The sequence below is a fragment of the Myxococcus sp. CA056 genome (assembly GCF_013336715.1).
GTDB lineage: Bacteria > Myxococcota > Myxococcia > Myxococcales > Myxococcaceae > Myxococcus > Myxococcus llanfairpwllgwyngyllgogerychwyrndrobwllllantysiliogogogochensis.
In genome coordinates this window covers 281,656-294,859 of sequence record NZ_JABUMT010000001.1, presented here as the reverse complement: position 1 = coordinate 294,859, position 13,204 = coordinate 281,656, and the positions used below count along the sequence as shown (strand labels likewise).

The 13,204-nt window shown below is 70.0% G+C and carries 10 protein-coding genes; 8 read left to right on the top strand and 2 right to left on the bottom strand.

Features of this window, described 5'->3' with window-relative positions; all coding sequences use genetic code 11:
• Nucleotides 1-136 precede the first annotated feature (136 nt).
• The 6 genes from HUA76_RS01240 to HUA76_RS01215 all read left to right on the top strand — a co-directional run bounded on the left by HUA76_RS01240 (nt 137) and on the right by HUA76_RS01215 (nt 10,098).
• Nucleotides 137-2,173, top strand: a complete 2,037-nt coding sequence (locus HUA76_RS01240) for a DUF1585 domain-containing protein (protein ID WP_174459763.1) — start codon at nt 137-139, stop codon at nt 2,171-2,173.
• Nucleotides 2,173-2,850 carry a hypothetical protein gene (locus tag HUA76_RS01235; RefSeq protein ID WP_174459762.1) on the top strand — a complete coding sequence of 226 codons (678 nt, stop codon included), beginning with the start codon at nt 2,173-2,175 and terminating at the stop codon, nt 2,848-2,850. The genes HUA76_RS01240 and HUA76_RS01235 overlap by 1 nt, the downstream gene beginning before the upstream one ends.
• A 17-nt stretch (nt 2,851-2,867) precedes the next feature.
• A complete protein-coding gene (locus tag HUA76_RS01230) occupies nt 2,868-4,265 on the top strand; it encodes a DUF1501 domain-containing protein (protein WP_174454529.1) in 1,398 nt (465 codons plus the stop codon).
• A gap of 5 nt (nt 4,266-4,270) precedes the next feature.
• Complete coding sequence (locus HUA76_RS01225; protein WP_174454530.1) at nt 4,271-5,836, top strand: hypothetical protein; 1,566 nt, start codon at nt 4,271-4,273, stop codon at nt 5,834-5,836.
• Nucleotides 5,837-5,876: 40 nt separating this feature from the next.
• Nucleotides 5,877-9,617, top strand: coding sequence for an FG-GAP-like repeat-containing protein (locus tag HUA76_RS01220; protein WP_174459761.1), 3,741 nt, complete (start codon nt 5,877-5,879; stop codon nt 9,615-9,617).
• Between the two features lie 67 nt (nt 9,618-9,684).
• On the top strand, nt 9,685-10,098 hold the full coding sequence (locus tag HUA76_RS01215; protein WP_141641754.1) for a hypothetical protein: 414 nt from the start codon (nt 9,685-9,687) through the stop codon (nt 10,096-10,098).
• Between the two features lie 10 nt (nt 10,099-10,108).
• Here the strand turns inward: HUA76_RS01215 and HUA76_RS01210 are convergent, their stop codons facing one another.
• Together HUA76_RS01210 and ligD are read right to left on the bottom strand one after the other, a co-directional pair.
• Entirely contained in the window at nt 10,109-11,056 is a 948-nt protein-coding gene (locus tag HUA76_RS01210; protein WP_174454532.1) for a DMT family transporter, read from the bottom strand.
• A gap of 77 nt (nt 11,057-11,133) precedes the next feature.
• Nucleotides 11,134-12,084, bottom strand: coding sequence for a non-homologous end-joining DNA ligase (gene ligD / locus HUA76_RS01205; RefSeq protein ID WP_371823415.1), 951 nt, complete (start codon nt 12,082-12,084; stop codon nt 11,134-11,136).
• A gap of 209 nt (nt 12,085-12,293) precedes the next feature.
• Here ligD and HUA76_RS01200 point away from each other — a divergent pair, with 209 nt between their 5' ends.
• A complete protein-coding gene (locus HUA76_RS01200; RefSeq protein WP_141641757.1) occupies nt 12,294-12,599 on the top strand; it encodes a hypothetical protein in 306 nt (101 codons plus the stop codon).
• 115 nt (nt 12,600-12,714) lie between these two features.
• Nucleotides 12,715-13,200 carry a ferritin-like domain-containing protein gene (locus HUA76_RS01195; RefSeq protein WP_174459759.1) on the top strand — a complete coding sequence of 162 codons (486 nt, stop codon included), beginning with the start codon at nt 12,715-12,717 and terminating at the stop codon, nt 13,198-13,200.
• Nucleotides 13,201-13,204: the final 4 nt, after the last annotated feature.

The following is a 13,204-nucleotide window of genomic DNA, read 5'->3' as shown; positions in this document are numbered from 1 at the left end:
CCAATGCAGTAGCGATACACCGTTGTGCCGACATGTCGGATGAAGCGTTCTGTTAGGCCGACTGGATCTTCTCCCTGTAATTCTTGCATACTCAGTCACGGTCGCCCCCGACTCCCCCCCTCCACGGAGGTTCCCCGTGCTCCGCGAGCGTTGCCTTGCCATCCTGGCTGGCGCCGCCTTGTTCCTGGCTCTGCCAGCCTCCGCCGATGAGGCCGCTGTTTGCGCGCCCGTCGCGAAGGTCCCTCCTGAAAGACATCTGCGGCAGCTGACGCTCGACCTGCTCGGTCGGCCGCCCACTTGGGAGGAGTACAAGGCAGTCCAGGCGAAGGGCTCGGTGTCTGAAGAAGACATCCGCGCCATGATGAATGACGAGTTGTTCTACACGCGCGTGCGCAACTTCCACCGCGCCCTCCTGCGCTCGAACATCAGCGCGAGTGTCTTCGACAACGGCAACTCGCGCCTGGGTGGCAACGGCACCAGCGCCGCCTTCGGCTTCGCGAACAATCCGTCCACGGCGCTGCGAGGCGTCAACGGCCAGTCCTGCAACTCCGACATCGAGCAGAGCTCCTGCTTGACGACGACGCAGGACGGGCACGCCGTGGCGCCGCGCACCAGCTGCACGGATGCCATGGGCGTGCCCATGCCGGTCAGCTACGACTACGACACCAACTTCTTCGAATGCACGGAGTTGGCCGTCAAGACGGCCAACGTGGTGACGACCTGTGCCCAACTGGCCGCCCTGCCCGCGACCGACGAATGGGGGAAGTACCGCTACTTCTGCGACAACCGCGGCGCCGCGGCGACCGTGAAGTCGTACCTGTGCCTGCCCGACCCGAAGAAGAACACGACCTCCGTGCTGAAGGAGAAGACGGATGCGGCGACCGGCGGCTCGGGCCTGGTGGTGTCCTTCGACCATCCCAATCCAGAGACCAAGCCGAGCCTCCTGACGCTCACTCGCTGCACGCTGGACCTCGCCATCAACAACAACATCAAGGGCGCCTACTCGACCACTCGCGGCTGCATCCAGCGCGAGGGCTACGTGACGAAGCCCGCACCCTACTGGGCCCCTGCGGGCTCGCCAGCGACGGTGAAGGTGTGCGCCATCGAAGCCCAGGAGCGCGACCACAACCCCTGGACGCGTGAGTCCTGTGAGACGGGCCGCTTCGCCAATGACCGCAGCTGCGGCTGCGGCGTGGGCATGCGCCGCTGCGGCGTGTCGAACATCGGCCAGACCACGGACCCGCTCTACGTGCGCAACGTTCACGACATGCGCGTGGCCGCCTTCAACGAGGAGCCGCTGCGCATCGCCGAGTCCGTCGTCCGCCGCGACGAGCCCTACTACAACATCCTCACCACGCGCCGCTCGTTCGTGAACGGCACCCTGTCGGAGTTCTACCGGCAGCGGCAGGGCGTGGGTGTCTTCAGCGCCACCGCGCCCGCGCCGCTGGAGTCGATTCCCGCCATCGCCTACACCGACGCCGCGAACTGGAAGGAATACACCCGGGATGAGTCGCACTCCGGCGTGCTGACGACGCCCGGGTTCCTCTACCGGTTCCCCACGCACCGGGCCCGCGTCTCCGAGTTCTACGAGGCGTTCCTCTGCAAGACCTTCGTGCCCGGCTCGGAGACGTCCCTGCCCGACCCCGAGGATGCCTGCAACCGGGAGAACAACCTGGCCAAGCGCTGTGGCTGCAACTACTGCCACGCCACCATCGAGCCCACCGGCGCCCACTGGGGCCGCTACGCCGAGCGCGCCGCGCAGTTCCTGCCGGCCAACCAGTTCCCGCGCTTCGACCCGAAGTGCCGCGACTGCGCCATCAACGGCGACACCAACTGCGGCGGCGAGTGCTCCCAGTACGTCATGCAGGCGTACGACGGCGACGGCGCAAGCAGCCTGGGCATGCTCAAGACGTACCTGTACCGCACGGCCGACGAGGAGCAGAACATCGAGGCGGGTCCGCGGCTGCTCGTGGAGCGCATGTACCAGTCGGGTGAGCTGGAGCGCTGCACGGTGAAGCGGGTCTGGAACGAGTTCCTGGGCCGCCCGATGACGGCGGAGGAGCAGCGGATGTACCTGGCGCCGCTCGCCAGTGACTTCGCCAAGAGTGGCCACCGCTTCAAGTCGCTCATCGAGCGCGTGGTGACGACCGACGCCTACCGGAGGATTGACTGATGCGCCGCTCGCTCCTGATCGCCGCGTTGCTCACGCTGAGCGCCGGCTGCAACAAGTCCACCGAGGAGAAGCCCGGCCCCACCCTGGACGGGCAGCTCGAACCGGTCGCCAACCCCCACCAGCCCGGGGACTTCGACCCGCTGCCGGACCCGGAAGCGCAGGGCGGTAGCGTGGGCCGCGCCCCGCGCCGGCTCACCGTCGCCCAGCTCGACGCCGCCATCCTGGAGGCCGTCGGCCGCCGCTGGGTGAATGGTGGCGACGGCATCGACGCGCGCGCCTCGTCCCTGGGCCGCGCCGACTTCGCCCTCGTCTCCAGCGAGAACACCGAGCCCAACCTGGTGTTCGCCAAGTTCCTGGAGGATGGCGCGCGCTTCGTGTGCATCGCCCAGGCGGGTGATGAGGTGAAGCAGGCGGATGCCTCCAAGCGCACGCTGTCGCGCACGCTGCCGGGCACCTGGGATGACCTGCGCAAGTTGACGGACACCCAGGTGCGAGAGTTCCTCGTCTACAACTCCCTGCGCTTCTGGGGTGCGCCCCTGGAAGGCGAGGAGCTGACGAAGTGGGTCGGTTTCTTCACCCAGGCCGCGGCCCGGGCGGAGACGGCCAAGCGGCGCTCGGACGCGCTGGCGGTGATGTGCATCGCCATGCTGACCGACGCGCGGTTCATCACCTACTGAAGCTCGGAGTGACTTCGATGAAGAAGAATCGACTCGACGAGAACCACCGTCCCGAGCGCCGCACCTTCCTCAAGGCCGCGGCCGGCTTCATGGGCTCCACGCTGCTGGGCGGGCTGCCCTTCCGCTCCTTCGCGCAGGCGGCCTCGCTGGCCCCGGCCGACCGCTGCTTCGTCTTCGTGTACTTCAACGGTGGCTGGGACCAACTGCTCGCCTTCGACCCGAAGGACCCGGACGAGTTCACCCCGGACCGCGCGGCGGAGACGCGCATCCTGCCGGGCTACAACCTCATCAATGACGCGCGCTTCTCCGCCATCCCCCTGCGCCCGGAGAAGTCGGGCGTGGGCCGGTCCAACATCGACTTCGGTCCCGCGGTGGGTGACCTGTCGAAGCACTTCGACCGGATGACGGTGGTGCGCGGCATCAACATGAACACGCTGGGCCACGAGGTGGGCTATCGCTACTTCCTCACCGGGAAGATGCCCATCGGTAGCGCGGCGCGTGGCTCCTCCACGGCGACGGAAATCGTGGGGCAGATGAAGCCCCGCGTGCCCATCTCCAACATCGCGTTCAACGTGGAGTCGTACAACGACCGGTACCCGGGCTACGCCAACGCGCTGCGCGTCAGCCGCAAGGACGACCTGCTGCTCACGCTCAAGCCCAGCTCGCAGCTGCTGGACAGCGAAATCGAGAAGCAGTTGGTCGACTTCCGGGGCCAGCCCATCACCTGCGAGGAGGCCGCCTACGGCGCTCGCGGCGTGGGCACCACGTACCAGAACAGCCGGGACCAGATGCAGCAGGTGATGGCCCAGAAGCTGGAAGCGTCGTTCAAGTTCGACGCTCAGACCCCGGAGATGGCGGCGGTCCGGGAACGCTATAGCCTGCCAGAGAGTGGCAACTACGACACCGAGGCGGGACGTGCCGCCATGGTGGCCACCGCGCTCAAGAAGGGCATCGCCCAGTGCCTCACCATCAACCTCACGGGTGGCCTGGACACGCACTTCGGCACGCAGCTCACCCACGCCAACAACCAGCGCCGGGGCTTCGACGCGCTGTCCGACCTGGTGGATGACCTGATCGACACCCCCCACCCGGCGGGCGATAGCTTCATGGACCACACCACCATCATGGTGTTCTCCGAGTTCTCCCGCACGCCGCTCATCAACAGCGCGGGCGGCCGGGACCACCACATCTCCAACTCCTGCATGCTCATGGGCGCGGGCGTGAAGCACAACCATGTCTTCGGGAAGAGTGGAGACATTGGCATGTCGCCCGGCACGTTCGACCTGCGCACCGGCGCCATCGACCCTCGGGGTGAGAACATCTTCCCCGAGCACATCATCGCCACGGTGCTGGCGTCGGCGGGCCTGGACTACAGCATCACCCGCGTGGAGCCCCTTCGTAGCATCCTCGCCTGAACCGCATGCGCACCCATCCCCGAGCCCCCCGGGAGATGGACGAGGGGCGGTCCGCCGCCCCCGTTCTTCTTCGTCTCCTTCCCCTCTGCGCCGCCGTCCTCCTCACCGCGTGCGGCGACGACTCCCTCCCGTTGGACAGGCCCCGGCCCGTCTCCTTCCGGCCCACCGAGGTCCGGTCGAAGACGGCGCTGGCGTCGGCTCCGGGCTTCGCGGACCAGGCAGGTGGCGGCATCTTCGCCAACACCACCGGCACCGTCGTCCGCATCCGGTTGGATGGCTCGCTGGGGGCCCTGGCACCCCACCCGGGCAACAGCGCCGAGCTGGGCACGGTCAACGCCGTGTTCCGCATGGGGCCGCACAGCGCGCTGGTGGAGGCGCGGAACGGCCTCTTCCTCGCCGAGTCGGGGTGGCTCATCTCCCCGCCGTGGCGTGACGCGCTGGGCCTGGGCATCACCGCGACCACGCAGTCCTCGGATGGCGCGGTGTGGCTGGCGCATCCCACGGGCCTGTTCCAGCTGCGCGACGGCACGCTGTCCGCGCTGAAGGTGAAGGGCGAGGCGCTCACCGGCATCACCGCGCTGGCCGCGGCGCCGACGGGCGAGGGCTCCGCGGGCGTGTGGTTCCTTCGCGACGGCAAGCTGCACGTCGCGGTGGCCACCAGCCTGGTGCACTTCGACGTGCGCGAGGCGGGCGCTCCCTTGGAGGAGGGCGAGGTGGTGGAGTCGCTGGCCGGACTGGGCCCGGGCCTGGGCACCTCCGGAGAGCTGTGGCTGCTCACCAACCAGGGCCTGCTGCGTCGGCCGAGGGAAGGCTGGCGGCGCGTGACGCTGCCTCAGCGGCCGGTGCAATTGCTCGCGTCGGGCCGCTTCCTGTGGGTGAAGTCGAGCGACGCGCTGCTCCTGTACGACGCGGACGCGAACGAGTGGGGCCTGGCGCAGGGCATCGACACGCGTGAGTTCCGCTTCCTGTCCGCGGACGAGAGTGGCTGCGCGTGGGTGCAGCTGGGCGGCGAGACGGTGGCGGTGAGCCGCTCGCCGGCGCCGCGCGTGACGGGCCTGCACCAGGGCATGCAGGTGGTGGAGGACGGGCTCGTGGTGCGCGCGGTGATGCCCACGGGCGTGGAGCCAGACTCCGTCGTCTTCCAGCTGGGCGGCGTGGAGGTCCCCGCCACGGGAGAAGGACCTGTGTACAGCCTGGGGGGCCAGGAGGCGGACGGCACCCCGAAGCCGTACTCCTTCGCGGGCCTGGAGGCGGGACGCCAGGCGCTCGGCGTGGTGGCGCGCTTCCTGGATGGCACCGAGGCCAAACGCCTGGTGCCGTTCGACTACCAGCCCGTGAGCACCGTGGCGCTGAGCTGGGCGACGGACATCCAGCCCATCCACGTGTCGCGCTGCGAGAAGTGCCACGCCACCGGCCCCGGCCGGGCGCTCAACACGTACGAGTTGTGGAAGGAGAACGCGGCGCTCATCACCGCCGCGGTGAGAGACCAGCGCATGCCCGCGGATGGGCCGTTGGACCCTCAGCTCATCTCCCTCATCCAGCGCTGGGCCGCGTCCGGCGCGAAGCCCTGAAGCCCCCGTCGCACCCGCCTGACTCCCCTCGAGGCACACCATGATTCGATTTCCTCGCGTGGCCCCCCTCCTCGCGCTCCTCGTCACGGCCTGCTCCGATGACCTGGACCCCGCGCGTGAGAACGAGCCACCTCCGGAAGTGGACCAGTGCACGGGCCTGGCCCCGCTGGCCTTGCGCGCCGAGCCCGCCCGGGTTCGCGTGGGCAGCCCGGTATCGCTGGTGGCCAGCGGTGGCAGCGGCCAGTACCGCTACACACTGGAGGACGGGGGCTCGTCCGGTGAGCTGCGCGCGTCGCGCTTCATCGCGGGGCACACCCCGGGCACCGACACGCTGGTGGTGGAGGACGCCCGCTGCCCAGGTGATGCCCGTACCACGCTGGAGGTGCTGGCCCTCTTCGACATCGCGCCGGCGCGGGCGCAGCTGCGGCCGGGCACGTCCTTCCAGGTGTCGACGAAGGGCCTGCTGGGCACGGCCACGTACAACCTGACGCAGAACCTCTCTGGCGGCACGCTCACCGCCGAAGGGCGCTACACGGCGGGCCCCACCGAGGGGCTGGACCTCATCACCGTGCGCGACTCGCAGACGGGTGACGAGGCCATCCTCCAGTACGACGTGAGCAAGGCGGCCCGGCTCGGTGGCGCGCCCGCGTTCCTCGCGGTGCCCTCGGGCTCGTCCGTGCCGCTGGCCACGCGCGGTGGCAGCGACACGGTGGTGTGGACGAAGGTGTCGGGCCCCGGGACGATTGCCGCCGGGCGCATCGGCTTCCTGGCGGGCGACACGGGCGCGGCGGTGCTGGAGGCGTCGGACCCCTTCTCCGGAGACAAGGCGTCGGTGACGGTGGTGGTGCTGGACGAGCTGACGCGGCCGGGCCTGGCGCATGGCCGGCTCACGGATGCCGCCACGATGGTGACGGCGGACTTCGACGGTGACGGCACGCTGGACCTCGCGGTGGGCCAGCGCGAGAGCGACATGGGCCGGCCCACGGGCGGCGCCGTGTTCATCTACAAGGGCGGCACGGGCGGGTTGGAGGCGCAGCCGCTGTGGGTGCTCACGGGCGACACGGACACCGCGCAGTTCGGTGACGCGCTGGCCGCGGGCGACTTGGACGGTGACGGGCGCGCGGAGCTGGTGGTGTCCTCGCCGGGCGCGGACGTGGCGACGAGCAATGCGGGCGCCGTGTACCTCTACACCTTCAAGGGAGGCGCCCCCGCGCCGCTGCGCCTGCAGCTCGCCGGCCTGCTGCGGGATGCCGCGTTCGGCGCGGGCCTGTCCGTGGCGGACATCGATGGTGACGGCAAGGTGGACCTGGTGGTGGGCTCGCCAGCGGGAGACCTGGCGCCCAGCAACAACATCCGCGCGCGCGGTACCGTGGACATCTACCTGGCCACGGCCAGCGCCCCCGTTCCGGATTTGCCCACCATCCGCCTGGGTGGCTCGGACCTGACGAAGGACGGCGTGCCCATGGCGCGCACGGGCTCGGACCTGGGCCGCGCGCTGGTGACGGCGGACTTCAACAAGGATGGGCGGCTGGACATCGCCGCGCTCAGCCGCGTGTCCCGCTACACCGCGGAAGGCGCCGTCTCCGGTACGCAGGTGGCCATCTCCGTCTTCTTCGCGCGCTCCGAGGGGATTCGCTTTCGGGCGAGCCCGGACGTGTATGTGCTGCCCGCGAACCTCGCGGACTCCAATGAGGGCACGTGGCGGCTGGCCGCCATCGCGGGTGACGGCACGCGTCCGCCGTTGTTGATGGCGGTGGCGGACCGCGCGGACTCGCCGGACCTGAGCGCCAGCGGGGGTGTGCGCTCCGGAGCGGACGCGGGCGGCGCGCTGCTGTTCGACCTGAGTGCCCATGCGCCCACCGGCGACCCGGCGACCACGCCGCCGCAGGTGAAGCGCGAGGAGGCCTTCGCGCGCATCTACGGTGACGCGGCCGGTGTCGTCGCGGGCCGCAGCTTCGCGGTGCTCGACGTGGACGGCACGCCGGGGCCGGAGCTGGTGCTGGGCGCGCCGTATGCCGCGCCGCCCGGGCCGAGCAACACCACGCTGCGCTTCGGCGGCAAGGTGCTCGTGTATCCCTTGTCGACGCTGACGAAGGGCGCCGTCATCAACAAGTCGCTGACCGCGCTCAATGGCATGGCGAAGTCGGACACCCTGGGCTCGGGCCTGGCGGTGTGGCGCCTGCCGGACGGTGAATCGCTGGCGGCCTTCTCTGGCCGAGCCTCGTCGGACCAGGGGGCCTTCACCGGCCGCGTGGAGCTGTTCCGCCGAGGGGGCGCCTCGCTGGTGGAGTGGGCGCGCACCAGCGCCAACGTGCCGGCGAAGCCCAGCGTGGAGCGCGTGGGTGAGCAGGTGGCCGTGGCCGTGGGGCCCAAGGGCGCGGTGGCGCTGCTGGGAGCGCCGGGCTGGTCGGGTCCGGGGGCCAACGGCGATGGTGATGCGATGTCCATTGGCCGGGCCTACGTGCGCGAGGTGGCTCGGACTGCCTCCGCCGTGGTGGCCGAGGAGGGCGCGCCTTCCCCGCACAAGGCGGGGCGCACCGTGGGCGCGGACGTGGCCTTCACGGACTTCGACGGGGACAAGCGACCGGACCTGGTGGTGGGCGCCCCGGGCTTCGTCGTGCCGGCCAGCAACAACGCGGAGCTGGCCGCGACCTACCAGACGGTTCGACCGGAGTGTGTCACCACGGCCAACCAGTCGGTGGGCGGCGTGTTTGTATCGCTGGGGCAGCCGGACGGTTCGTTCAAGCCCGCCTATCGCTTGTGGGCGCCGCTGCAGATCGCCACCTGCGTGCCGGAGACGGACGCGAAGTGCAAGCGCTCGGCGCTGGGCCGCGGGTTGGTGGGCGGCTTCGACTTCAATGGGGATCGCAAGGAGGACGTGGGCGTGCTGCGGGACAGGGGCATGGAGGTGTTCCTGGGCCGGCCTCCGGACGAAGCGTCGCTGACGAAGCTCACCATGACGTGTGACCCCGTCTACTCGTGGCCCTCCGAGGCCATTCAGACGAGCGCGCCGACGTCGCTGGGGGATATCAACGGGGACAGCTGCGACGACCTCGCGTGGCGGTACGCGGAGGGCAGCCGCTCGGGCGTGGCCATCCTCTTCGGCTACGACGCGGGCGGTGTGCGCTGCAGCGGGCGCACCACGCCGACCGTGTGGCGCATCGCGGGCGACAGCGAGGTGCAGCTCAACAACATCGGCCTGGGACTGGCCATCACCCGCGCGGGCAAGGTCATGCGCAACGCGGGCGGCACGACGGGAGACGGGCGGGACTTCCTGGCCATCAGCGCCACCGCGGTGCCGTTCAACGGCGTCACGCAGCCCGTGGTGCTGCTCTTCGACATCGCGCAGCTCACCACAGTGATGGCGACGCTCCCCTCGCGGAACAGGCCGTTCGTGCTGGGCGCCTTCGGCGACGACCTGACGCCGGTGGTGGTGGTCCACAAGTCGCGCGCGGTGGGCTTCGGCACGGCGCTGGCGGGCAACGTGGACCTGTCTGGCGACAATGTCCCTGACCTGGTGGTGAGCGCGCCGGGCTCCTCCGAGGCCTCGGATGGTGGTGGCGCCGTGTTCGTCTACGCGGGTGCGCCCAACCTGGGCGGCGCGCTCTCGCCGTACTTCACCGTCGTGGGTGATGGCGCCGAGCGAGCCCAACTGGGACAGGACCTCGCGCTCGTGCCGGGCTCGGGCGGAACCCCGCCAACGATGGTTATCGGTGCTCCCCGGAGTTTCCGGACAGGCACGCAGAACGGGACAGCGTTCGCGCTGCCGCTGCGCTTCTAGCTCGGGGGCCATTGGGAACCGCGGGCGGCCGGGCCTATCCTGGGCCCGGCCTCATCGCGGGAGTCTCATGGCAAGGGATTGGGAGCAGGAGTGGAGCCACGGCGAGCAACGCGCGTGGCTGGAAGCGCCGGACATCCTCTGGGCGCGCTTCCGGGGCGCCATCACCGAGGACACGTCGCGCTGGTCCTGTGGCCTCTACAAGACGCTGTCAGCCGAGGGGCGCTTCTACCTGGCGGCGGACATCACCGACTCGCAGCTCAGTCCGGAGTCCCGCCGCTACCTGGTGGACCACGCGAAGGCGGACTGGTTCCTGGGCATCGTCTACATCGGCGCGGCGCTGGAGCAGAAGGCCACCACCAAGAGCCTGATGGTGGGCTCCATGCTCAGCGGTGGGCGTCCGCTGGACGTGCGCTACGTGGACACGCTCGACGAGGCCCGCGCGTGGGTTCAGGAGCACCGCGCGCTGAACGCCTCGCGTTGACGCCAGCGCTTCAGCTCGGAGTGCCCTCGTCGGTGGGACGTGGCGCGGCTTCCTTCGGCAGCACGTTGGCCAGCGCGGCGCCTCCGAGGATGAGGGCGCCGCCCACGACGAGTGACAGGGTGAAGGGCTCGCCGAGGAAGGCGACGCCCAGCACCACCGCCACCAGCGTGTCGAGCAGGGCCATGGCGCCCAGCGCGGTGAGAGAGATTCGCGGCAAGAGCCAGTAGAGGCACAGGTACGTGAAGGCCGTGCCGAACACCGCCAGATAGAAGACGGCGCCCATCGCGCGCGGCGTCCAGTTCCCCGGCGAGTCCGCCTCCAGCAGGAAGGAGAGCGCGAGCAGGGGCACCGCGCTGCTGAGCGTCTGGCCGAAGACGAGCACCTGCGCGGGGACGTGCGACATGTAGCGCCGGGCCAGCACGTTGGCCACGGCGATGATCGCCACGGCCACCAGCGTCATCACGACGCCGAGCAGCACCTTGCCGGACAGCGCGAGGCCCTCGACGCCCGAGGAGTGGAGCACCACCACGCCCACCGCGCCCAGGCTCGCCGCGAGCAGCTTGCCCGGCGTCAGGGGCTGGTCCGGCATCAGCACGCGGCCGATGAGCAGCAGCCACAGCGGGAAGGTGGAGAACAGCAGCGCGGCCCAACTGGAGGGAATCCACTGCTGCGCGAAGAAGAGCAGACCGAAGGGCACGGCGAGCTGGAGCAGTCCCAGCGCGGCGATGCGACCTCCGGTGCGTGCGTCCACCCGTCCCCGCGAGCGCGCGAAGGGCAGGAGGAAGAGGCCCGCCACCAACATGCGGGTGCCGAGGAAGCGCAGCGGCGGCAGGTCTTCCAGCCCCACCTTCACCACGGACCAGGTCGAGCCCCACAGGATGAAACACGTGCAGTAGGCGAGGGCGACCTTCAGCGAGCCAGCCGGCTTCACGGTGCCGGATGCGGTGGCGGAGTCCATGGTGGCGTCGCCATAGCACCCGTTCCGGGCACATGCACTGAGCGCATCATGCGCGCGGGAGAGCAGGCGACCGGGCGTCAGTCCGGCAACTTCTGCGAGTGCTTCAGCGCCGGGGCGAACAAGTCCCCCACGGCATCCAGGCGTTTCTTCAGCGTGCGGAGGTTGAAGCGCGCGGGGTCCAGTCTCCGCGTCACCTCGCTCCACTTCAGGGGCGCGGAGAAGGGAGCGGCCTCGCGTGCGCGCAGCGAGTAGGGCGCCACCACCGTCTTGCCGCGCGCGTTCTGTCCCGCGTCCAGATAGAGCCGTCCCTTGCGCGCGCTGATGCCGCGCGTGGTGGTGGCCAGGTCCCCCAGCCGTGCCTCCAGCGCGTGGGCCAGTTGGTTCGCATGGGCCTGGACCTTCGCGTAGGTGTGCCCAGGGCCCAGCGGTATCAGGACATGCAGGCCGCGTTTGCCGGAGGTCTTCGGGTAGCTCTCCAGGCCCTGGTCCTCCAGCAGCTCACGAAGCGCGAGCGCCGTCGTCACGACGTCCGACCAGCCGCCCTTGCCCGGGTCCAGGTCCATCACCAGGAAGTCCGGCTGCGAGAGCTGGGGTGCATGGCTCAGCCACATGTGGAGCGTGAGCGCGGACTGGTTGGCGAGCCAGAGCAGGGGCTCCTCGCCGTTCACATTCACGTGGCGCAGCGTCTTGTCCACGTGGCGGACGCGCAGCGTGGGCACCCATTCAGGGGTGCCGGACAGCTCGTGGCGGAAGAAGCCGGGGGCCTCGATGCCAGCGGGCCACTGCTGCACGGAGATGGGTCGGTCCGTGAGGATGGGAACCAGCAGCGGCGCCACCTCGCGGTAGTAGGCGAAGACGTCCGCCTTCGTCAGTCCGCTGCGCGCGAAGAGGACACGGTCGCCATGGGAGAGCTTCGCGCGCCCGGACTCCGGGGCCTCGCGACGTTCGGGCGCGGAGGTCCGCGCCGCCTGCGCTCTGGGCGCACGGAGCGCTCCCGTGGTGCGGGGGCGTGCATTGGGGCGGTTCACGTCCCAACGGTTGGCATCCGGGGAACCTGTCGCAATGTCGTGCGCGCTTGGGGGGCGTGCTCTTCCGCCCCAAGCCGCCAGGCAACCGAGCCCCGTCCGGCCCGCTGACTCATCCAGCGCCTCCCGAGGCCTCACGGTGTCAGGAGCAAAGCGCGGACATCCTGGCTGACAGCGAGCGAGCGCATGCGCATCTGTATTCGGGAGGGTGCATGGGCACCGAGGCCGTGGGCTGGTTCAGTTCCTTCGTCTTGTTGATGACCTTGGGAACGCAGATCCACAAACAGTGGAAGTCGGGCTCCAGTCAGGATGTCTCCAAGTGGCTCTTCGTGGGGCAGATGACGGCCTCGCTGGGCTTCACCGTCTACAGCGTGCTGGTGGGCAACTGGGTCTTCGTGGTGACGAACGCGCTCTTGCTGGTGAGCGCCGTGCTCGGGGAACTCATCGTCCTCAAGCACCGTCGGGTTGCTCGCCGTGACGACGCGCTCCCCTTGAGGCCCGCGCACCCGCGCCCCTGAGCTGCTGCCCGCTCGCCCGGCGCGAGGGCGGTCGGACCCGGGACTTGAGGGACGGGTTGGCCTTCGGGAAGAGACTTCTCACATTGCACACGTCCCTGGCGCGGAGGAAGTCGACATGGCCGAGAAGTCCGAAGTGGCACGGCTGCGAAGCCTGGCCCAGCTCGACGCGGATGCGGTGGGCGCGTACGACGCGGCGCTCGCCCGAATCCCGGAGCCGCTGGTCCGTGAGCGGCTCGGCGAGTTCCGCGCCGACCACCTGCGCCACGTGCGGGAACTCAATGGCTTCATCCACCACTTCGGCGGCGCGCCGGTGGACCTGCGTCCGGACCTGAAGGGCGCGGCGATGAAGGGGCTGACCGCGATGTCCAGCATGATGGGCACCGAGGCGGCGCTGGTGGCCATGCTCGGCAACGAGGAGTTCTCCAACCGGGCCTATGACCTGGCGCTGCGCTTCGACTGGAGCCCCGACGTGCGCGTCCTCATCGAGCGCCACCGCGAGGACGAGCGGCGTCACATCTTGTGGATTCGTGAGGCCGTCCGGACCCGTCCCTGGGAACGGGAGCGGGCCTCCGCCCACGATGGCTCCGAGGTCCAGGCCTGACCCT

Excerpts from the sequence above, each read along its gene's own strand:
- HUA76_RS01235 (WP_174459762.1), top strand. The coding sequence starts at position 2,173 with ATGCGCCGCTCGCTCCTGATCGCCGCGTTGCTCACGCTGAGCGCCGGC.
- HUA76_RS01230 (WP_174454529.1), top strand. The coding sequence starts at position 2,868 with ATGAAGAAGAATCGACTCGACGAGAACCACCGTCCCGAGCGCCGCACC.
- HUA76_RS01225 (WP_174454530.1), top strand. The coding sequence starts at position 4,271 with ATGCGCACCCATCCCCGAGCCCCCCGGGAGATGGACGAGGGGCGGTCC.
- HUA76_RS01220 (WP_174459761.1), top strand. The coding sequence starts at position 5,877 with ATGATTCGATTTCCTCGCGTGGCCCCCCTCCTCGCGCTCCTCGTCACG.
- HUA76_RS01215 (WP_141641754.1), top strand. The coding sequence starts at position 9,685 with ATGGCAAGGGATTGGGAGCAGGAGTGGAGCCACGGCGAGCAACGCGCG.
- HUA76_RS01210 (WP_174454532.1), bottom strand. The coding sequence starts at position 11,056 with ATGGACTCCGCCACCGCATCCGGCACCGTGAAGCCGGCTGGCTCGCTG.
- HUA76_RS01200 (WP_141641757.1), top strand. The coding sequence starts at position 12,294 with ATGGGCACCGAGGCCGTGGGCTGGTTCAGTTCCTTCGTCTTGTTGATG.
- HUA76_RS01195 (WP_174459759.1), top strand. The coding sequence starts at position 12,715 with ATGGCCGAGAAGTCCGAAGTGGCACGGCTGCGAAGCCTGGCCCAGCTC.